Raw genomic sequence first — 19,019 nt, forward strand, 5'->3', positions numbered from 1 at the left:
TGTCACCAATGCGTGTAATCGCTTCGTCGTAGGTCGCAATCGCTGACGCGAATTCGCCGAGTTCCCCTTGCGCATCCCCCTTTTGGACTAAAGCCCAAGCAATCGAATCAAGCAACTCTGGTGTATCGCTGTCACCAATGCGTGTAATCGCTTCGTCGTAGGTCGCAATCGCTGACGCGAATTCGCCGAGTTCTTCATACTTTGCTGCCTTGTCGAACACCGTAGTAACCTCTTCCAACAATCGTTCGACATTCTCGTCGTCGATTGCCATGGCCGGCCTGGATACCCGATCAATATTTGGCCGCACCATATTAGGAAACATGCTGCCAATATCCGGTACTTCTTCTATCGCCCGCTCAATGCCCTCCCAAATTATTGGAAATTTCTCCGCCTCTGCCATCAGCTTAACCGACATCTCGGCCAATTCGGCTTCACTGTAAAACACGGACATAAAATGAATCAAATGTCTCACAACAGCCGCCTCATCGCGTTCGCGACGCAGCTTGTAATAGAGACTATAAAGACGCGCCGTGGCGGTGTAGAACCGCTTCTTGCCAATTTTTTTCCCAGTGACCGCACCCCTTTTGACGAGTCGGCCGAGCAGAGTTGATACAGTTCGAACATCCATGCGAGCTCGCATCGCAATCTCGCCCGTGCTCGACGGCTGCCAAAGATCAATCACCCCGAGATATACACGGCGTTCACTCTTGGCAAACACCTCCAGATGATTGCGAAAATACTCGGTATGGTCGTCGATCAATTGCACCAGATCTTCCATCAACTGATGCAGAGATCGGTGCTGTGCAAAACCGGCGATGATAACAAGGAGGCGTGGGCTACCGCCGGTCAGAATCTCAAGTGGCCTAATCTCCCGTCCGCTCACGTGATCGCCACTAACCACTTTCCACAAGTGTCGACATTCTTCCGTATCCAGCGGTGCGAGGCTAATGATTCGGAACAACTCGAAAAACGGTTGCTCCACATTGTCGAGCCCCCTGAACCGGCTGGTGGCTGTAGCGAGCAGCATGACCTGCGGTTCCGATTGCAGCGTCTCGCGAAGTTGCCAGCCGAAATCCTCTTCCACGTTTGCGCAAAGATCCTGCATGTTTTCGATCATGAGCACAAGTCTTTTGCCCAGCCGATCCGCAGCGTCCAGAACAGTGGCGCGGACGCGATCCGCGAGCGTCTCTTCGCCCCATCGCTTAACCAGCTCGGCATGTACCTCGCGCAATTCTCGCGCGAGTTCGGGATCTCGGCTGGCGCTCTCCCGCACGAGGTAAAACAGCGTCTCAAGCCAGAAATCCGTGAGATTGAATATCTCGTGACTTTCTTCCATGAACCGAACCGGTAGAAGACACTCCGAGAGTTTATCGTCAGCGTTCAACTCCGCTGCAACCCGAGCCAGCAGCATAGTCTTGCCCCAGCCTCGGGGCCCAACGACCAAAACATGCTGGCACGATGCCGAATCAATATTCCCCCGGAGGACATCAAGCACAATACCGAGCTCGCGTTGCCTGACCACGAACTGTGCAATCACCTCCTCGTCAGACTGGAACGTTCCCGGATTAAACTTGCGGACTAAGCGATTAGAAGATTCGTTCATCGGAATCCCATGGGCTGTGCGAAGGGACGATTTTCAAGGGCTTTGTGGTGACCTCGGAAGCGCGACGCCCACCAGTCTTTCAGCAAATGCGATGGGAAACAATAGCCATCTTTACCGGCTGTCAGGTACCCGTCATGCATCAGAATATCAAGTATATCCACGATGAGCCCCGGGGCATCATCAACCATCTGGGAATAAAGCTGCTCAAGACAATGCTGTGCATCCGACGTGAATACATTTTGAGTGGCTGCTTCGGCAAGAATTACCATGGCAAGTGAGTAACTTCTCTCATCGCCCAGCGCCTCTTTAAGGCGCGTCTCGTAGTGTACGAGATCATTCTGTCCCGACGGCCCGAGAAGTTCTGTGCGATAGACCTCGTCGACATCTTCCACCGTCACCCGATTCCGCCCTTGCATGATGGCGTGATCTTGCAAACGTGCGAAAAAAGATTGTACATGATGGGGGATACCCATGCCGAGCGCATCGTATACGGCAGTACCCACGCCTTCTTCGACCTGTAATCCGCAACTTGCCGCGAGCTGGTCAAAACACAGGACGCTCGTATCGCGGCCCCACGGCCCTAGCCGAAAAGGATAAAGATGGTTGATCCGGTCAGGTATCTTCAGCTGCTTTACGAGAGGCGCGAGTCCAATGCTGCCGGATACGATGAGGACCGGAGAATCGTCTCCGAGATCCTGAAGCACGCTGCGTAGCCAACTCAAAAACTCGTCGACTCGCTTAAAGCCATCCTCATCGTGCAACATACGCTTGAGAAAGATCGGTAACTCATCGATGACGAGAAGAACCGGCTTACCCTGCACGGCACACGCACGGAGTAACTCTTCACCGTGCCGCTGCCAGTTTCCTGCATTCAGGCCTGCCCGAATCCCAACGCGAAACTGGTATGCACCGACCTCCTGAATGTTGTTCTTGAACCAGCGCCCCATTCCGGCGGTAAGGCGTCCCATTCTGGCGATAAAGCGCGACATGATCGGGCGAATCGGATACACAGCCTCGGCAATACATGCGATGGCGTCCTCCGCGCAGGTCGCTCCCTCGACATCAGTGAAGAGAAAAACCCAACCCTCGATCTCAAGTCGGCGTCCAAGTTCCCGGGCAACGCTGGTCTTTCCCATGCGCCGCTGTCCGGTCAGCAATATGTGGTTGCGAGCGCGAATCCGTTCCTCAAGTATCCGCAACTCCCGGTCACGGTTGAAAAAATTTTCGCCGCTTACCCAGCGGCCGGTTGATGATTGCATGGCATTACGTTTTTTGTTCAACAAAATCGTTGAAGACAATATAATGGTCAACAATCTTGTTGTCAACAAATTCGTTGAATAAATTTTCGGCTGGCTTGCTACGCTACTCCAGAGACCTACCCCACACCGTCAACCGGTACTTCTGATTCTTCGCGGTAGGCGATTCGGGGTGCGTCATTTCCACTAAGCCCGCAGCCATGGCCGGGTGCAGGTAATTTTTATGAAATGTAGGGCGATGTGACAGTCCTATTATTCCGAAACCCTTCTTCAACAGCTTGTAAGTCGGGGCGGGCGGCTCCAGCGCAACCCCTTGAAACGGGCGAAGTCCCGGTCCAGCGTGATCCATTCGCAGCCGGATTCGATCGCCAGAGCGGCGAACCAGGCATCCGGAATCAGATTGCCCCGCGTTTCCGCATCCCGACAGAGCCGTGTGAAAATATCCCAGTGTCGGAGACCCGGGCTGACCGGAACGCAGTGCGGCTGATTTCTGAGCACTTTCGTGAAGCCCAATGCTTCGTCCGACGAAGCTGGAAGTGTGAAAATGCGTGGATGGGTAACAATGCGAAGAAAGCCGCTCAGCGCCAAATCGGACATGCCGAAAGCCTCGTCCCCATTCAGTACCGCCTCAAGCCATGATCGGCAGGAAATATGCTCCGGAGCATCGTCTCGATACGCCGCAACGAGGACGTTCACGTCAGGCAGAATCACGATCGTCCTCCATCAGATCGAGCAGGGAGGCCGAATCGCTCAGGTCCACGCCGGGCATGAGTCCCGTACCGTGAAACAGCGGCAGATCGACGGCGAGACGCTCCGGGGCGCGGCGCCGGGACAGCGACTCCCGGAGTGCCACGTCAATGACCGCGGTCAGGGTGCGCCCGGTGTTTGCAGCAATGCTCTTGAGCTCCGCAAACAGGTGATCGTCGATATGGATTGTTGTACGCATGCATAAAAACATATGTATTAAACATATTTATGTCAACCCTGAATCTGTCGACAGGATCCCCTCTGGCGAAAGAATAAGCCAAGCCAAAAAAACCCACCGCCCGCCGCCCGGCCGATCGCTTCGCCGATGCGTTCAACGAGGGAAAGAATGTCCGCTGTGATTGTGAACGGCGGCTTTTCGATCATAAACGATAAAACACAATCAGGTCCTGGCTCGGGCCCCGGGCGCCGAGTTGGCGCAACATTGTGGTGACCTGTCCGCGGTGATAGGTGGCATGATTCACCACATGCTGCACGGATTGCCAGAAAACGGACTGGTGCGACTGGCCATCGAGCTCGGTATAGCCAAACACATGGTCGAGGCCGGCCGGACCGACTTGATCGACGACTCGCCGCACTTCACGCTCCTCCTCGATCCAGCGCGCGCGAATATCCTGCACGGTCCCGAAATCCTTCGGGTCGAAAAACTCCGGCAGCGGCTCCCCCTCCCAGCGCAAGCGCCATACCCATTCGGAAAACACGATGTGGAGCAACGTGTCCTGAATGGAGGGAAAACTGTTCCCCATATCCTTATGGAAGTGGTCGGGCGCGATCTCCTCGACCGCATCGAGCAGCCGGTCCCGGGCCCAATAGTGATAGTCGAGCAGGGCAAGAAGGGCTTCCAGCGTCATATCTATTACATCCTCCGTATCGTAGCGACCGGTATCCTAAAACATATTCCTGTCAACCCCAAACCTGTTCCTGTGATCCGTTCCGACGGAACGACTATCAAAGCTATCGGGGTGCGGCAGCGTCCCCTCAGAGAACACCTGTTCCGGGGGGCATTCTGCAAGAAAGAACCCCCTGCCATTCACCATCGGATAACATCGATTTCTCCTGATGTGTACAATCGGCGGCATCGGCCATCGGCAGGATTGCGACAGCATACTTTCGGATATGCTCCGTATTTTTCACCTGTCAAAAATGAATGAACCCGAACACCATGATACGCTTCCGCTGCCTGACGCTTGCCGCTACGTTGTTCTTCGCAGGTTCGGCATTTGCTCAAACGAATGTCTCCGGCACAGTTACCGACGCCGATACCGGAGAGCCCCTTCCCGGCGCGAACGTGATCGTCGAAGGAACGGCGATGGGCGCCGCCACAGACGAAAACGGCCGCTACGCGATCGATGATATTCCGTCGGGCACCCATACGCTGACCGTGTCCTTTGTCGGATACGACGACCTCTCCAGCGTCGTCACCATCCGCTCCCAGGATGTGACCGCCGATTTCCGCCTTGCGTTTTCAAGCGAAGCGCTCGAAGCGCTGGAAGTATTCGCCTCACGCGCTGTGGACCGCAAGACGCCCGTCGCCTTCACCAATGTGGACAAGGTGCAGATACAGCGGGAGCTCGGATCGCGCGACGTACCGCTGGTGCTCAACGTCACGCCGTCCGTGTACGGAACCGCCCAGGGCGGCGGAGCCGGCGACGCCCGCGTGAACGTGCGCGGATTCAACCAGCGCAACGTGGCCATCATGATCAACGGCGTCCCGGTCAACGACATGGAGAATGGCTGGCTCTACTGGTCGAACTGGGACGGCCTCAGCGACGCCACGTCCTCCATCCAGCTCCAGCGCGGCCTGTCCGTCGTCAATCTGGCCACTCCGTCCATCGGCGGCACCCTGAACATCATCACCGATCCGTCGGAGAACACGCGCCAGGTCATGGCCAAACAGGAAGTCGGCAACGATGGCTTCCTGAAATCCACCGTTTCCCTTTCGACGGGCCTGATCGACGGCAAATACGCCTTCACGGTGTCCGGCGTGCGCAAGACCGGAGAAGGCTACTACGACGGCACATGGACCGATGCCTGGGCCTACTACGCCGCCGCGGCCTGGAACGTCAACGACAAGCACCGCCTCGACCTCTATGTCGTGGGCGCTCCCCAGCGTCACGGGCAGAACCTCTATCGCCAGAACATCGCCGCATACGATCACGAGTATGCCCGAGAAGTCTTCGAAAAAGATGGGCTGGACCGCGCAACCATCGACGACATTCTGGAAACCTTCCCGGAAGCGGGCCGGCGCTGGAACGAAAACGTGTCTTCGGTTTCCTCGCAATACCGCATGGAGCAGCACGACGGATTCGGAACGGTCAAGCGCATCCAGGCGGGCCAGATCAACGAGCGGGAGAATTTCTTCCATAAACCGCAGCTCAACCTGAACCACTACGCGCAGCTTTCGGACAAGTCGCTCCTGTCCACCGTGGTTTACTATTCCGGCGGAAAAGGCGGCGGGACCGGCACGAAAGGCTCCATGGAATGGGACTACAGCGGCCCTTCCCGCGTCGTCGACTACGACGCCACGATCGCAAGCAACCGGGAGCACGGGCAATCCCTCGGCATCCTCCGGAACAGCCACAACGTCCAGTGGACGATCGGCGCCATTTCGAAATTCAAGCATGAGCCGAACGAAAACGTTACGCTCGAGGCGGGAATCGACTGGCGCACCGCAGAAATAGAGCACTACCGGACGGTGCGTGACCTGCTCGGCGGAAGCGGCTATCAGCGGTTCGACAGCGATTTCTGGGGAGAGAACGGCAGAATTCTCCAGCCGGGAGACCGTTTCGACTACAACAACACCAACACCGTCGACTGGGCCGGCGCATTCGCACAGGGCGAATACGCCCGGAACGCCCTGACCGCATACGGCATGTTCGGGTACTCCATGGTCAAGTACACCTACGAGGACCTCTTCAAAAATGACGGTACGGGCAATACGTTCAAAACGGAGTCGGACCGCATCGGCGGCTACCAGATCAAGGGCGGCGCCTCCTGGGCTGCAAACGATTACCTGTCGGTTTTCGCGAACGCAGGCGTCGTCTCCAAAGTGCCCATCTTCGACGGAGCCATCGATGACGTAACCGGAACGTTGAACCCGGACCCGCGGAACGAACAGTTTGCGGCCTTCGAAGCAGGCGCCGCGTTCCGTTCCCCGGACCGCAAACTGGCCGGGAAACTCAATGTCTACCACACGACCTGGAACGATCGCACCATCACGCGTTTCGTGACGGAACAGGACGGCGACGATGGCCTGATCAACATCAGGGGCCTCAACGCCCTGCACCGAGGCATCGAAGGCGAACTGGCGTACCAGCCGCTGAACATCGTCCGCGCGGACGTAGCCGTTTCGCTGGGCAACTGGAAATACACGGACAATGTCTCGGCGGCCTACACGCCGGACCAGTCGGACCCGTCCACCCAGACCCAGGTGGATATCTACGTGAAGGACGTCAAGGTGGGCGATGCGCCCCAAACGCAATTCGTCTACGCCGTGACGCTGTTTCCGGTCGAGGGACTGTATGCGAAGTTCACGGGGCGTTCCTACGCGAACTACTACGCGGATTTCGATCCGACAAGCCGTACGGATCCCGCCCAGGCCGGAGCGCAGGTCTGGAAGGTGCCCGCATACAACGTGTTCGATCTGAACATGGGGTACGACATCCCGCGTGAACTGCTCGGCCTGTCGCGTTTCGATATCCGGGTGCTGGCCAACGTGTTCAACGTGTTCGACAGCTTCTACATCCAGGACGCCACGAACAACTCGCGTTTCAACGCCTACCGCGGAAACGGAAGAGATGCGAACACGGCCGACGACGCGGAAGTCTTCCTCGGCCTGCCCAGAACGTTCAACCTCGGGGTCCGGGTTATTTTCAGGTAGGGAAAATCACAGCTTCCCGGACCTGGAACACCCTCTCCGGACCGGCCTGCCAAGGCCTGTTAACATTATGCAGCGGCGCTCTGCGGGGCCTAACTCAAGCCAGATCAAAACGATCGAGATTCATCACCTTGTTCCACGCAGCGACAAAGTCGCGCACAAATGCCTGCTGCGCATCGTCGCATGCGTAGACTTCCGCGATGGCGCGGAGCTGGGAATTCGAACCGAAGACGAGATCGACGGCGGTGCCTGTCCACTTGAGTTCGCCCGTCTCGCGATCGTGTCCCTCGAACACGTGCCCGGATGCAGAGGACGCCTGCCACGCCGTATCCATGTCGAGCAGGTTGACGAAGAAGTCATTGGTCAGCGTCTCAGGCCGCTTCGTGAAGACGCCGTGTTCGGACTGCCCGGCATTTGCGTTCAGGACGCGCAAGCCGGCGACGAGCACCGTCATCTCGGGGGCGGTCAGGGTCAACAACTGTGCCCGGTCCACCAATAACTCTTCGTCGGAGCGGTCGTGTCCGTTCCCGAGGTAGTTGCGGAACCCGTCTGCGGCCGGTTCCAGCACGGCGAATGAGTCCACGTCCGTTTGTTCCTGTAGCGCATCGGTGCGCCCTGGCGAAAAAGGAACCTGCACGTCATGTCCGGCGCTCTTCGCAGCCAACTCAACGGCCGCGCATCCGCCCAGAACGATCACGTCTGCGAGCGACACCTTCTTCCCGTCGGACTGCGCGCTGTTGAAGTCCTTCCGGATATCCTCCAGGACTCCCAGCACGGCCTCCAACCGGGCCGGCTGATTCACTTCCCAGTCCTTCTGCGGCGCGAGGCGAATGCGTGCCCCGTTCGCCCCGCCGCGCTTGTCGCTGCCGCGGAACGTCGAGGCGGATGCCCAGGCGGTCGAAACCAGTTGGGAAATGGACAGTCCCGATTCGACGATACTGCTCTTGAGCGCGGCGATGTCCTGCGCATCGATCAACGCATGATCGACGGCAGGCACCGGGTCCTGCCACAAGAGCTGCTCCTCGGGAACCTCCGGGCCGAGATATCGCGAGATCGGGCCCATGTCACGATGCGTCAGTTTGTACCACGCTCTGGCGAAGGTGTCCGCAAACTCGTCCGGATTCTCGAGGAAATGTCTCGAAATCGGTGCATAGATCGGATCCACCCTCAGTGCGAGGTCCGTCGTCAGCATGACGGGGGTATGCCTCTTCGACGAATCGTGGGCATCCGGCACCGTGTTCGCGCCGCCGGAGTCCGCCGGAATCCATTGATGCGCCCCGGCGGGGCTCTTCGTCAGTTCCCACTCGTAGCCGAACAGGGTCTCGAAGAAGCTGTTGTCCCAGGTCACCGGGGTGGGCGTCCAGGCGCCCTCCAGCCCGCTTGTAATCGCGTCGCCGGCCTTGCCGTTGCCGAAGGTGTTCTTCCAGCCGAGGCCCTGCTCCACGATAGCGGCACCCTCGGGCTCGGGACCGACGTACCGGTCTTCACTGGCGGCGCCGTGGGTCTTGCCGAAGGTGTGTCCGCCTGCGATGAGGGCCACCGTCTCCTCGTCGTTCATCGCCATCCGACTGAACGTCTCCCGAATATCCCTGCCGGCGGCAACCGGATCCGGCTCGCCGTTCGGGCCCTGCGGATTCACGTAGATGAGGCCCATCTGAACCGCACCGAAAGGATTTGCGAGCTCCCTGTCTCCGCTGTAGCGCTCGTCGCCCAGCCACTCGGTCTCGGGCCCCCAGTAGATATCCTCCTCAGGCTCCCAGACATCCTCGCGCCCGCCGGCGAAACCGAACGTCTCGAGCCCCATCGACTCCAGGGCGCAGTTGCCCGCAAGGATCATCAGGTCGGCCCACGAGATCTTCCGGCCATACTTCTGCTTGATCGGCCAGAGCAACCGGCGCGCCTTGTCCAGATTCGCGTTGTCAGGCCAACTGTTGAGAGGAGCGAAGCGTTGCGTACCGGAGGCGCCGCCGCCGCGGCCGTCGTGGATGCGGTACGTGCCCGCGCTGTGCCAGGCCATCCGGATGAACAGCGGCCCGTAATGGCCGTAATCGGCCGGCCACCACTCCTGGGACGTCGTCATCACCGCCTCGATGTCCTTCTTCACGGCATTCAGGTCCAATGTCCTGAACTCCTCGGCGTAGTTGAACTTCCCGTCCATGGGATCGGACAACGGGGAGTTCTGGTGGAGCATCTTCAGGTTCAGTTGATTCGGCCACCACTGGTGGTTCGCTATCGCGCCCACCGCGGTGTGTTGGTGACCCAATACGGGGCACTTGCCATTGGTCGCCATCTTGTCCTCAGTCGTGTCGTGCATGTTCTGCAATCCTTTCTGTTTTTGTTTTGCCCGTTATGTTTTCGCCCGAAGAATACGTTGCGGACATTTGGCTGTCAAGACGCGGGCGGAGGCATTTCACGTACGCGTTGTCCGGCGGTAAAACAACAGCAAATCAGCGCGGAAGATCGACGCGCCATCGCTGCCCTCAATAAACGAACGGCAGCATCGCATAAGGCACCCGCTGCTTGTATTGTTCCCACAACTCCCCATACTTGGCGCGGCAGCGGCGCTCATCACGTCTCGAACGATGCCACAACAGACCCCCCAGCCACACGGGCAAAAGATAAGGCGCCCAGGAGGCGAACCCGGTGGTAAGGGCAAACGCCAGGTAGATGCAGATCTCGCCGGTATAGTTCAGATGTCGTCCAATACCCCAGAATCCGGAAATCAGCAGGCGTCCGTCCAGGGTCCGGGCGGGTTTGCCCCAAATCATGGCGCCAGGATCCCGCTTGAAGCGGTGCTTTTGCCCATTGGCGCCGCGAAAGAGCCAGAAGCCAAAGACGAACAACAAAACGATCGCGACGGCCGCGAGGGGAGACAGCGGCTCCGGGGCATGCACCAGCCACCATCCGGGGAGGCAATAGAAAAACGGCACCAGCACATAGTCCCCCCAAACCAACGCCCATCCGAAGCGCTCACTGATCATGTCCCAGGTGTATATCATCCCGCCTTCGAAATGGAAGTAGTTGAGCACGTACGAAAAGGTAAATAGCTGATAGAGCGCCATGGCCAGGGTCAACCCGCCGTAGGTTTCGTACTGCACGACCGCAAACGACACGTTGAACAGCGCCAGACCGATCAGGGAAGGGCGGTAACTGAAAAGCTTCAAATCCACTCCGAGAAAAGTCGGATTGAATTCCGATCCCATCAGGAAACTTCGCCAATTGCCCGGCGATGCATCCCGAGTCCGTGCTCTTCGGAAGTACAGCCAAGCGGAAAAAGCAAATGCGAATGCGTTTGCCGCCACGAACAGCGCGGCAAAACGGGTATGCAGCACCGAAAGAGAAAACAAGCCGGAGACCTGGGCAAGACATCCCCCGATCACGGTGATCAGGAATAAGGCGAGGCCGTTGAGCTTGTAGGTGCGCGATCGCCCCTCTATTTCCGGTCCCGTAACCCGATGTCCGGGCAGGAGCTTCGAACCCAGAAATAAAACGCCGACGAACGCCAACAGCATTGCGACCGCCTCCAGCACGGTGCGGACCGACAGCGTGGACCACAAGAAGTACGATTCAGGCACCGGCATTTTCACCCTCCGTCTCGTGCGCCAGATACTCCGGCCACGGGCGCACCCTCACTTTTTGAAAAGCCTGCGCCACTGGATTGACCGTGATGAAGAAGCCAATATACCATGCTTACACAAGTCTTGTCGCATGCTGCGCGAATCCCCCGCCGAGCGCAATCCGGCGCGCAATACTCGCCATCATTGCGCCATCCCCCTCCCGAATTTTCCCGTCCGAGCCGGGTTACACTTCCCCATCCGGCGTGTCTATAGGATAGTCTGATTAAGTCCGCGAAGTTCAGAGGCTGAGCGAAGCGGTTTTGATCAGACTATCCTAATACAAATATGAGGACACCCGTTTGCATCATTGCCGCCCTGCTGGCGCTTGCCGCCGCCCCACCCGCCGCCGGGCAGATGGTTACCGACACCACGTTCAGTTGGCGGGGATACCGTAACGTTTCGACCTGCCGCGTGCGCATCTACCGCTCGGCCCCAAAGGCCGCGCGCCCTATGACCGTAGTCCTCGACGAACTCGCCGAGAACCGGGGACGCTCCACGCTCGACGATGCGCCGCACCTCGCGGAAATGCTGTCGCGGAGTTTCCCGGTACGGCCGGACTCGGCCTTCTGGATATTCCGTTGGGGATCGTTCAGCTTCCCCGGGGCAACCCCCGGAAAAAAGGAAATCTACCTCCGCGCCACGTTCCGCCGAAGCAAAAACGGAGCGCTGGGATCGCCTTCCTGGCGCCTGATCGACCGGGCCGCCGTAAGCGAATACACGGACCGGGCCTATCGATAGATCATGAACCGGGCCGGTAACGACAGACAGGGTACCGCACAAAGACATGGGGTTTCCGGCACTGCCTCGACAACCGTCGTCCGTACGGGGCAAACGACCACCTTGAACAAGGCCCTGTGATCGCACATTTTCACGTAACGTAAACGTGCGGCAGGCTACGGGTTCGCAGGCGTTTCTCGGGCCCTACGTTCCCTGAAAATGTGCGACCACAGAGCCTTAAGGTCACCGCCTTACGGGCCCAGACGCTCCACATGCCACACGCCCGCCTCGTCGAGCCGGTACACCAGGCGGTCATGCAGGCGATTCGGACGGCCCTGCCAGAACTCCAGCGCGTGAGGCCGCAGAAGATACCCACCCCACTCTTCGGGGCAGAGCACCTCGCGCCCTTCATATTTCTTCCGTGCCGCTTCCACGGCGGCCAGCAGCGTGGCGCGGTCCGCAAGCGAACAACTCTGCGCGGAAGCCACCGCGGCCAGTTGGCTCTCCCTCGGCCTCGATGCGAAATAGGCCTCCGAAGCAGCCCGATCCGTCCGTTCCGTCCGGCCCTCGACCCGCACCTGGCGATCCAGTTCGTCCCACCAGAACGTCAACGACGCCCACGGATTCGCCTCCAGATCGCGCGCCTTGCGGCTGCCGTAATTCGTGTAGAAGACGAAGCCCTGCCGGTCATACCCTTTCAGAAGCACGATGCGCCCGGAAGGACGGCCCTGGGCATCGACCGTGCCGAGCGACATCGCGTTCGGATCACGGCTCTTTGCGTGCGCAGCCTGCACCGCCTCCTCGAACCATGCCCCGAACAACGCGATCGGATCGTTACCGGCCGCGTCGAAGCTGTCTCCACGATATTCGCGTCTCAGCCCGCTTACATCCATTTTTTGAATCTTGTATGGTTGGACGTGTAAACCCGGATCCCTGGCCGCCCCGAAAGGTAAAGGATGCAGCATTGAACGACCGGTCGGGAAATAGGAGCCCGAACCGCCGCACAACGTACGATCGCATGCACTCCGCATCGACAAAAAGGGTCCTGCGTTCCGTTTTTTCCGGTCATTCCGCGCACCGTATCCGCCACGTGCTTCGATAGTGCATACTACGCCCGATGCGTCTTCCCTTTTTGCTGGCACGCCGCTTCGTTGCGGGAGAATCATTCCAGGAAGCACTCCCTGTTATTCGCGCCCTGAACCATAAGGGCCTGAGCGTGACCCTCGACCTGCTGGGCGAACACGTCACCAGACAGAAGGTCGCCGAGACGAGCCGGGACGCCTACATACGTCTCGTCCGCATCATCGCCAAGGAGAGGGCCCGGGGCGCCATGCACGCCGGCATATCCATCAAACTCTCGATGATCGGGCAGAAAATCGACGAAGACTACTGCCTGAAAAACCTGCACATGCTGCTTGCAGCGGCAAAAGAGTGCGATGTGTTCGTCCGTCTCGACATGGAAGGCAGCGACGCCACGGCGTCCACGATATCCCTCTTCGAGGCAACCTTCCCCGAATACCCCGATCATGTGGGGATTGTGCTGCAAGCCTACCTGAAGCGCACGGAACGCGATGTGGAACGCATGTGCGCGCTGAAGGCCCCGGTCCGGCTGTGCAAAGGCGCCTACAAGGAATCTTCGGAGATCGCTTGGCAGAATATGGACATCATCCGCGAGCACTTCATGGCGTGCGCGCAGGAACTCATTGCGCACGGGCGGTATCCCGGCATCGCTACGCACGACGACAAACTGATTTCCGCCACGAAAATCTTTGTCGCGAATCGCGGCATAGACCGGGACCGGTTCGAATTTCAGATGCTCTACGGCATACGCCCGCAGACCCAGGAACAGATCGTTAGCGACGGGTACGGCATGAGAGTCTACGTACCCTTCGGGACGCAATGGGCGCCGTATTTCACCCGGCGGCTGCGCGAACGAAAAGAAAACGTGTGGTTCGTGCTGCGGAATCTCGTCCGTGCATAGCCATGCGGAACGCCGCGGTGCGCTTACCCGCTTAGCCGGTCCCGATCAGCGGACCCGCAGCCTCTGCCCCGGATCGACCGTGTCGGACGTCAACCCGTTCAGGGATCTGATCCGGTCGATGCTCACGCCGTACCTCCGGGAAATGGTCCAGAGACTTTCGCCCCGCATCACGGTGTGATACACCGGTCCTTCCGCGCCGCCGCCCGGCGAGGCAGCCTCTCCGAACGACCCGTTTTCACCGCCGCCCCGTGCATCCCCGGAAAGCCCGGACGCTTCTGCAAGACCCGTCGGTTTCTCCTCTGTCGAGGTGAGCTCATTCGAAACGGATATCACACCCGGCACGCGCACCGCCACCGCGGCAGCACGCTCACGCTGCGCCCAGGTATCCACATGACCGCGCAGGATCACATGCCCGGCGACCGCCTCTGGACTGAACCGGTGCGCGCGCAGATCGCGCGTATCCACGAGCGCCAGTTGCACCTTCGCAGCCAGCGATGCATCGCTTATTTTTCCGGAAACCGACCGGTTTTCGTCTGCAAAACGGTCCGCCGAAGACGCTCCCGCAGCGCCCTCGACACTTGCAGCCATCGTCGTTTCAGGTGTCTCGCCCGCCCCGGCAGCTTCCTCCACATCGGGGGATGGTGCAATCGCCTCTTCCTCCGGCGCCGGATTGCTTGTGCAACCGGAAGAAAAGAGCAATCCCAAGCACAGTACACTCAGGGTAAACCCTCCCGGCGCTATCCAACGTAATCTTGCCCGGGACATCTTACGCAGGCTCCCCGTCTCCGGACGTTTCGGCATGTTCGGCAAACCAGCGTTCCGCATCGATGGCCGCCATACACCCTGTGCCGGCGGCCGTAACCGCCTGCCGGTATACATGATCCTGCGCATCGCCGCATGCGAACACGCCGGGGATATTCGTATACGTGGATTTTCCTTCCGTCAGGATATATCCCTGGGCATCCATATCGAGCCACCCGTTGAACACCTGCGTGTTGGGCGTATGTCCGATGGCGACGAAGAATCCGCCCACCGCCAGTTCGGAAACCGTGTCCGTTTCCCTGTTGCGCAAGACGAGGCCCGTTACTTCGTCGTCGCCCAGCACATCTTCCACCACCGTGCTCCAGATAAACTCGATCTTTTCGTTTGCGAACGCCCGGTCCTGCATGATCTTCGAGGCGCGGAGGCTGTCCCGGCGGTGAATGACATACACCTTCGACGCAAAGCGGGTCAGAAACAGGGCTTCCTCCATGGCGGAGTCGCCGCCTCCGGCGACGGCCACCACCACATTGCGGAAAAACGCCCCGTCGCAGGTCGCGCAGGACGACACGCCGCGCCCCAGCAGGCGTTTCTCGTTTTCGAGGCCCAGATACCGCGCCGAAGCCCCCGTAGAGATGATAACCGTTTCCGCCAGTATGGGCGTTTCCCCATCCACGAGCAACCGGAACGGACGCTGCGATAAATCCACTGCGTTCACCGTGCCGTAGCGAAGATCGGCTCCGAACCGGGTGGCCTGCCCGTCGAAGAGTTGCATCATGTCGGGCCCCAATACGCCCTCGGGGAAACCCGGATAATTCTCCACGTCCGTCGTAGTCATCAACTGACCGCCGGGTTCGGGCCCCTGAAACACGACCGGTTCGAGATTCGCGCGGGCTGCATACAGCGCAGCAGTCAGGCCGGCAGGTCCCGTGCCGACAATGACCACGTTCCGGCGTTCCGCCCCGGAGAAATCGATCCCATCGAAAGCGGACATATCCGGTTCGGCGCGCTCGGTCATGGGAAAAAAGTGATCGGGGCGATCAGGAAAAGGAAAAAGGCAGAGAACCGTCAGACAGCTTGCGCAACCAGCGCATCAAGCCGGTCAACCAGATCCTTTTTGGGAGAAACCCCGACCAGTTGATCCGCAACCTGCCCGTCCTTGAAAAACAGCAGGGTCGGAATCGACCGGATCCCGTACTGCATCGGTGTTTCCGTATTGTGATCGACATCCATCTTGACCACCTTCGCGCGCCCGGCGAATTCCCCGGCCAGCTCCTCGACCACCGGGGCAATCATACGGCACGGCCCGCACCAGGCGGCCCAGAAGTCCACAAGCACCGGCACATCGGAGTCGAGTACTTCCTCCTTGAAACTGCCGTCCGTAACCGCCAGCGGAGTATGCGTATTCATGTTGTTTCTCCAGAATTTGGGGCGAAATAAGGGATTGTTTTTCCTGGATGCAATGCCGGGAGCACGTTGCACAGCATACTACAAAAAAGGAGCGCGTTGGTTTCCCTGCCCCGCCGCAGCGGCTACTGGTTCATATAGCCGGGAATGGCGTGGTCGTACGGACGGCGAAGGTCTTCCGCGGACAGGTCTACAACCGGCTCACCGTCCAGAAGAATCGTCAGATTGCCGGGGCGCACCATGCCCAGCCGCGTAAGACGCACAGACATCTCTCCAATGGCGCGTTCTATCTCAATGGCCTGTTCCGCAGACGCGCTGAATACGATGCGGGACTGCGCCTCGCCGAACAACACCGCGTCCCGCCGCATCCCCGGCGCGGCCAGATCGATCTCCGCACCGGGGGTTTCCGCATAAAGCACGCACTCGGCCAGCGCCACGGCCAGCCCCCCGTCTGAGACGTCGTGCGCACTGCGCACCAGACCTGCCTTTATGAGGCGCCGCATCGCCTCCTGCACCGCCGCTTCTTCTTTCAGGAGCATATACGGAGCGCCGCCGCGCACCAGCCCGTGCCGGCGCACCAGATACTCGGAACCGTTGATGTCCTCCCGGTGCGCCCAGCCTGCCGGACTGAGCAGATACACCGCATCGCCGGCCTCCCGGAACGGCGCGGTAACGATACCGGTCTCGATATCGTCCACGATGCCCAGCATGCCGATCGTGGGAGTAGGGTAGACAGCCCCTTCCGGATTTTCGTTGTAGAAGGAGACGTTGCCGCCTGTCACCGGCGTGCCGAATACCCGGCAGGCATCGCCCATGCCCCCGACCGCCTCCGCAAAGGTCCAGTAGACCTCCGGCTTGTACGGATTGCCGAAATTGAGGCAGTTCGTGATAGCCACCGGCTTACCCCCGGTGCACACCACGTTCCGGGCCGCCTCCGCCACGGCGATGCGCCCGCCCTGGCGCGGGTCGAGATACACATACCGTCCGTTGCAATCGGTCTTGACGGCCAATCCCTTGTCTGTGCCCTTGATGCGCACCACCGCGGCGTCACTCGACCCCGGGCCTGCCAGCGTGTTCGTCCGCACCATCGTATCGTACTGCTCGAACACCCAGCGTTTCGAGGCGATATTCGGAGAACTGAGCAGGTCGAGCAGTACCGCGCCGGCGTCGGCCGCCGACACATCGGGCACATCGTCGAGGTCCAGCGCAATATCGTCGAGCCGGGCCGGACGGCGCGTTTCCCGCTGATACACGGGCGCCCCGCCGCCCAATACGAGATGATCGGCTTCCACATCCGCAACCAGCGCGCCGTGCCAGAAAATCTTTACGCGGGGTTCCTGAACAACTTCTCCTATACATTCCGCATGCAGGTCCCATTTGCGGAAAATGGCCTCGACCTCATCCTCCCGGCCCTGCTCGCACACGAGCAGCATCCGCTCCTGGCTTTCCGAAAGCATAATCTCGTAGGGGGTCATCCCCACTTCGCGCTGCGGCACCTTGTCCACATGCAAAATCATGCCGCACCCGCCCTTCGCACTCATTTCGGAGGAGGAACAGGTAAGCCCGGCGGCGCCCATATCCTGAATACCCACGATCGCGCCGCTGGCGATGGCCTCCAGGGTAGCCTCCAGCAAAAGCTTTTCGGTGAATGGATCGCCCACCTGCACGCTGGGGCGCTTCGCCTCGCTCCCCTCTGCAATTTCCTCGGAAGCGAAGGTAGCGCCATGAATGCCGTCCCGTCCGGTCGAGGATCCGACGATATACACCGGATTCCCCACCCCCTCGGCAATGGCCGAAGCGGTTTGTCCGATTTTCGCCACACCCACGCTCATGGCGTTGACAAGGGGATTCCCCTCATAGGACGGATCGAAATACACCTCGCCGGCTACGGTGGGCACGCCGAAAGAATTGCCGTAATCCCCTATTCCGCGCACCACGCCGTCGAAGAGATAGCGCACGCGGGGGTTCTCCAGCGCACCGAACCGGAGCGAATTGAGCGAACAGATGGGCCGGGCGCCCATCGTGAAGATGTCGCGCTGGATACCGCCCACACCGGTGGCGGCCCCCTGGTAGGGCTCCACTGCCGACGGGTGATTGTGCGATTCGATCTTGAACGCGACCGCAAGTCCGTCCCCGATATCGACGAGACCGGCGTTTTCCTCCCCGGCTTCCGCAAGAAGCGCTTCCCCCTCGCGAGGCAGCGTCTTCAGCAGCGCAATGGAGTTTTTGTAGGAACAGTGTTCGCTCCACATGACGGAATAAATGCCCAACTCGACGAAGGTCGGCGTGCGACCCAGCTTTTCGAGTATCCACCCGTATTCTTCGTCCGTCAATCCATGATCCCGGGCCATCTCTATGGTGACTTCCGGGGTTGCGTCCGGTTGATCCGGCCTTGTTTTCGCCATGCCTGCGTGAATAGCTGATAACGTCTCTGCGGGACCCGTGGAAATATAGGCCGCAGGCAACCGGTTTCATATGGAGAAATCGTTACTTCAACGTAATATGTCGTTACATCAACGTAATATGTATTATTCGTTTTTCCCCGATTCCGTGGTATACTATATGGATACGGTATCAGGATACCGGAATGCGAACAGGCCCCGAGGCAACCCGGCAACCCCATGCTGAAGATTATCCCGAACATCCCGGTGGCAGATCTCGAACGCTCCGTCGAGTTTTACCTGGATGTGCTCGGCTTCGAGATGGTCAACATACGGGGGCGCGGCGAAATGGCGCGGGCGCACCTGCGCAGAGGCGGGGCGGAAATCATTTTTCGTTCCTGCGACCCGGAGGCGCCGCTTCCGTTTCCCGACCCGTTCCTGACGAATCAGATCATTCTCCACATTCAGGTGAACGACATCCTCGCCTTGTACGACCGTATCAAGGAGACTCGGGTGGAAGTGGTGCAGGCGCTCGAGCCCACGCTGTTCGGAGCTGCCCAATTCATGATTCGCGACATCGACGGGCGCATCATTTCCTTCGATCAACCGGGAAGCGTGCAGGGATAGGCCCTGCGGATACTACGCACCCGCAAAAG

16 protein-coding genes and 1 pseudogene are annotated in these 19,019 nt (G+C 59.5%); 4 read left to right on the top strand and 13 right to left on the bottom strand.

What is annotated here, in order from left to right; translation table 11 throughout:
• The 6 genes and pseudogenes from F4Y00_03865 to F4Y00_03890 all read right to left on the bottom strand — a co-directional run.
• A partial coding sequence (locus F4Y00_03865) for an AAA family ATPase (GenBank protein MYE04091.1) occupies nt 1-1,603 on the bottom strand: 1,603 nt, incomplete at its 3' end.
• Nucleotides 1,600-2,862, bottom strand: a complete 1,263-nt coding sequence (locus F4Y00_03870; GenBank protein MYE04092.1) for an ATP-binding protein — start codon at nt 2,860-2,862, stop codon at nt 1,600-1,602. The genes F4Y00_03870 and F4Y00_03865, both read right to left, overlap by 4 nt.
• 103 nt (nt 2,863-2,965) lie before the next feature.
• A pseudogene (locus F4Y00_03875) lies at nt 2,966-3,109 on the bottom strand (Fic family protein).
• A 20-nt stretch (nt 3,110-3,129) separates the two neighbouring features.
• Nucleotides 3,130-3,570: a type II toxin-antitoxin system VapC family toxin gene (locus F4Y00_03880; protein MYE04093.1), complete on the bottom strand. Its 441-nt coding sequence runs from the start codon at nt 3,568-3,570 to the stop codon at nt 3,130-3,132.
• Nucleotides 3,557-3,805 (bottom strand): DUF2191 domain-containing protein, encoded by a 249-nt coding sequence (locus tag F4Y00_03885; protein ID MYE04094.1) that lies wholly within the window; start codon nt 3,803-3,805, stop codon nt 3,557-3,559. The genes F4Y00_03880 and F4Y00_03885 overlap by 14 nt, the downstream gene beginning before the upstream one ends.
• 181 nt (nt 3,806-3,986) lie before the next feature.
• Complete coding sequence (locus tag F4Y00_03890) at nt 3,987-4,475, bottom strand: hypothetical protein (GenBank protein ID MYE04095.1); 489 nt, start codon at nt 4,473-4,475, stop codon at nt 3,987-3,989.
• A 311-nt stretch (nt 4,476-4,786) separates the two neighbouring features.
• On the opposite strand from F4Y00_03890, the gene F4Y00_03895 reads away from it, so the two are divergent.
• The gene (locus F4Y00_03895) at nt 4,787-7,504 is read left to right on the top strand and encodes a TonB-dependent receptor (protein MYE04096.1); all 2,718 of its coding nucleotides are present in this window, start codon (nt 4,787-4,789) and stop codon (nt 7,502-7,504) included.
• Between the two features lie 94 nt (nt 7,505-7,598).
• Here F4Y00_03895 and katG read toward each other — a convergent pair whose 3' ends face one another.
• Nucleotides 7,599-9,791 carry a catalase/peroxidase HPI gene (gene katG / locus F4Y00_03900; protein ID MYE04097.1) on the bottom strand — a complete coding sequence of 731 codons (2,193 nt, stop codon included), beginning with the start codon at nt 9,789-9,791 and terminating at the stop codon, nt 7,599-7,601.
• 190 nt (nt 9,792-9,981) lie between these two features.
• Nucleotides 9,982-11,082 carry a DUF1295 domain-containing protein gene (locus tag F4Y00_03905; protein ID MYE04098.1) on the bottom strand — a complete coding sequence of 367 codons (1,101 nt, stop codon included), beginning with the start codon at nt 11,080-11,082 and terminating at the stop codon, nt 9,982-9,984.
• Between the two features lie 321 nt (nt 11,083-11,403).
• Here F4Y00_03905 and F4Y00_03910 point away from each other — a divergent pair, with 321 nt between their 5' ends.
• On the top strand, nt 11,404-11,856 hold the full coding sequence (locus F4Y00_03910) for a hypothetical protein (GenBank protein MYE04099.1): 453 nt from the start codon (nt 11,404-11,406) through the stop codon (nt 11,854-11,856).
• Nucleotides 11,857-12,086: 230 nt separating this feature from the next.
• Here F4Y00_03910 and pdxH read toward each other — a convergent pair whose 3' ends face one another.
• Entirely contained in the window at nt 12,087-12,728 is a 642-nt protein-coding gene (pdxH, locus tag F4Y00_03915) for a pyridoxamine 5'-phosphate oxidase (GenBank protein MYE04100.1), read from the bottom strand.
• A gap of 224 nt (nt 12,729-12,952) precedes the next feature.
• Here pdxH and F4Y00_03920 point away from each other — a divergent pair, with 224 nt between their 5' ends.
• A complete protein-coding gene (locus F4Y00_03920) occupies nt 12,953-13,816 on the top strand; it encodes a proline dehydrogenase (GenBank protein MYE04101.1) in 864 nt (287 codons plus the stop codon).
• A gap of 45 nt (nt 13,817-13,861) precedes the next feature.
• On the opposite strand, the gene F4Y00_03925 is transcribed toward F4Y00_03920, so the two are convergent.
• The 4 genes from F4Y00_03925 to purL form a co-directional block, all read right to left on the bottom strand.
• A complete protein-coding gene (locus F4Y00_03925) occupies nt 13,862-14,707 on the bottom strand; it encodes a BON domain-containing protein (protein ID MYE04102.1) in 846 nt (281 codons plus the stop codon).
• Entirely contained in the window at nt 14,583-15,593 is a 1,011-nt protein-coding gene (gene trxB, locus F4Y00_03930; protein ID MYE04103.1) for a thioredoxin-disulfide reductase, read from the bottom strand. Before trxB ends, F4Y00_03925 begins: the two co-directional genes overlap by 125 nt.
• 50 nt (nt 15,594-15,643) lie before the next feature.
• Nucleotides 15,644-15,985 carry a thioredoxin gene (trxA, locus tag F4Y00_03935; GenBank protein MYE04104.1) on the bottom strand — a complete coding sequence of 114 codons (342 nt, stop codon included), beginning with the start codon at nt 15,983-15,985 and terminating at the stop codon, nt 15,644-15,646.
• 122 nt (nt 15,986-16,107) lie between these two features.
• Nucleotides 16,108-18,387 carry a phosphoribosylformylglycinamidine synthase subunit PurL gene (gene purL / locus F4Y00_03940; GenBank protein ID MYE04105.1) on the bottom strand — a complete coding sequence of 760 codons (2,280 nt, stop codon included), beginning with the start codon at nt 18,385-18,387 and terminating at the stop codon, nt 16,108-16,110.
• A 216-nt stretch (nt 18,388-18,603) separates the two neighbouring features.
• Between purL and F4Y00_03945 the strand changes: the two genes are divergently transcribed.
• On the top strand, nt 18,604-18,990 hold the full coding sequence (locus F4Y00_03945) for a VOC family protein (protein MYE04106.1): 387 nt from the start codon (nt 18,604-18,606) through the stop codon (nt 18,988-18,990).
• Nucleotides 18,991-19,019: the final 29 nt, after the last annotated feature.

This window comes from Bacteroidetes bacterium SB0662_bin_6 (genome assembly GCA_009839485.1).
Taxonomy (GTDB): domain Bacteria; phylum Bacteroidota; class Rhodothermia; order Rhodothermales; family VXPQ01; genus VXPQ01.

Coding starts and splice junctions, on each gene's coding strand:
- trxA (MYE04104.1), bottom strand. CDS start 15,985: ATGAATACGCATACTCCGCTGGCGGTTACGGACGGCAGTTTCAAGGAG.
- F4Y00_03905 (MYE04098.1), bottom strand. CDS start 11,082: ATGCCGGTGCCTGAATCGTACTTCTTGTGGTCCACGCTGTCGGTCCGC.
- pdxH (MYE04100.1), bottom strand. CDS start 12,728: ATGGATGTAAGCGGGCTGAGACGCGAATATCGTGGAGACAGCTTCGAC.
- F4Y00_03945 (MYE04106.1), top strand. CDS start 18,604: ATGCTGAAGATTATCCCGAACATCCCGGTGGCAGATCTCGAACGCTCC.
- trxB (MYE04103.1), bottom strand. CDS start 15,593: ATGACCGAGCGCGCCGAACCGGATATGTCCGCTTTCGATGGGATCGAT.
- F4Y00_03925 (MYE04102.1), bottom strand. CDS start 14,707: ATGCGCAGGATCATGTATACCGGCAGGCGGTTACGGCCGCCGGCACAG.
- F4Y00_03920 (MYE04101.1), top strand. CDS start 12,953: ATGCGTCTTCCCTTTTTGCTGGCACGCCGCTTCGTTGCGGGAGAATCA.
- F4Y00_03870 (MYE04092.1), bottom strand. CDS start 2,862: ATGCAATCATCAACCGGCCGCTGGGTAAGCGGCGAAAATTTTTTCAAC.
- katG (MYE04097.1), bottom strand. CDS start 9,791: ATGGCGACCAATGGCAAGTGCCCCGTATTGGGTCACCAACACACCGCG.
- F4Y00_03910 (MYE04099.1), top strand. CDS start 11,404: ATGAGGACACCCGTTTGCATCATTGCCGCCCTGCTGGCGCTTGCCGCC.
- F4Y00_03895 (MYE04096.1), top strand. CDS start 4,787: ATGATACGCTTCCGCTGCCTGACGCTTGCCGCTACGTTGTTCTTCGCA.
- F4Y00_03885 (MYE04094.1), bottom strand. CDS start 3,805: ATGCGTACAACAATCCATATCGACGATCACCTGTTTGCGGAGCTCAAG.
- F4Y00_03890 (MYE04095.1), bottom strand. CDS start 4,475: ATGACGCTGGAAGCCCTTCTTGCCCTGCTCGACTATCACTATTGGGCC.
- purL (MYE04105.1), bottom strand. CDS start 18,387: ATGGCGAAAACAAGGCCGGATCAACCGGACGCAACCCCGGAAGTCACC.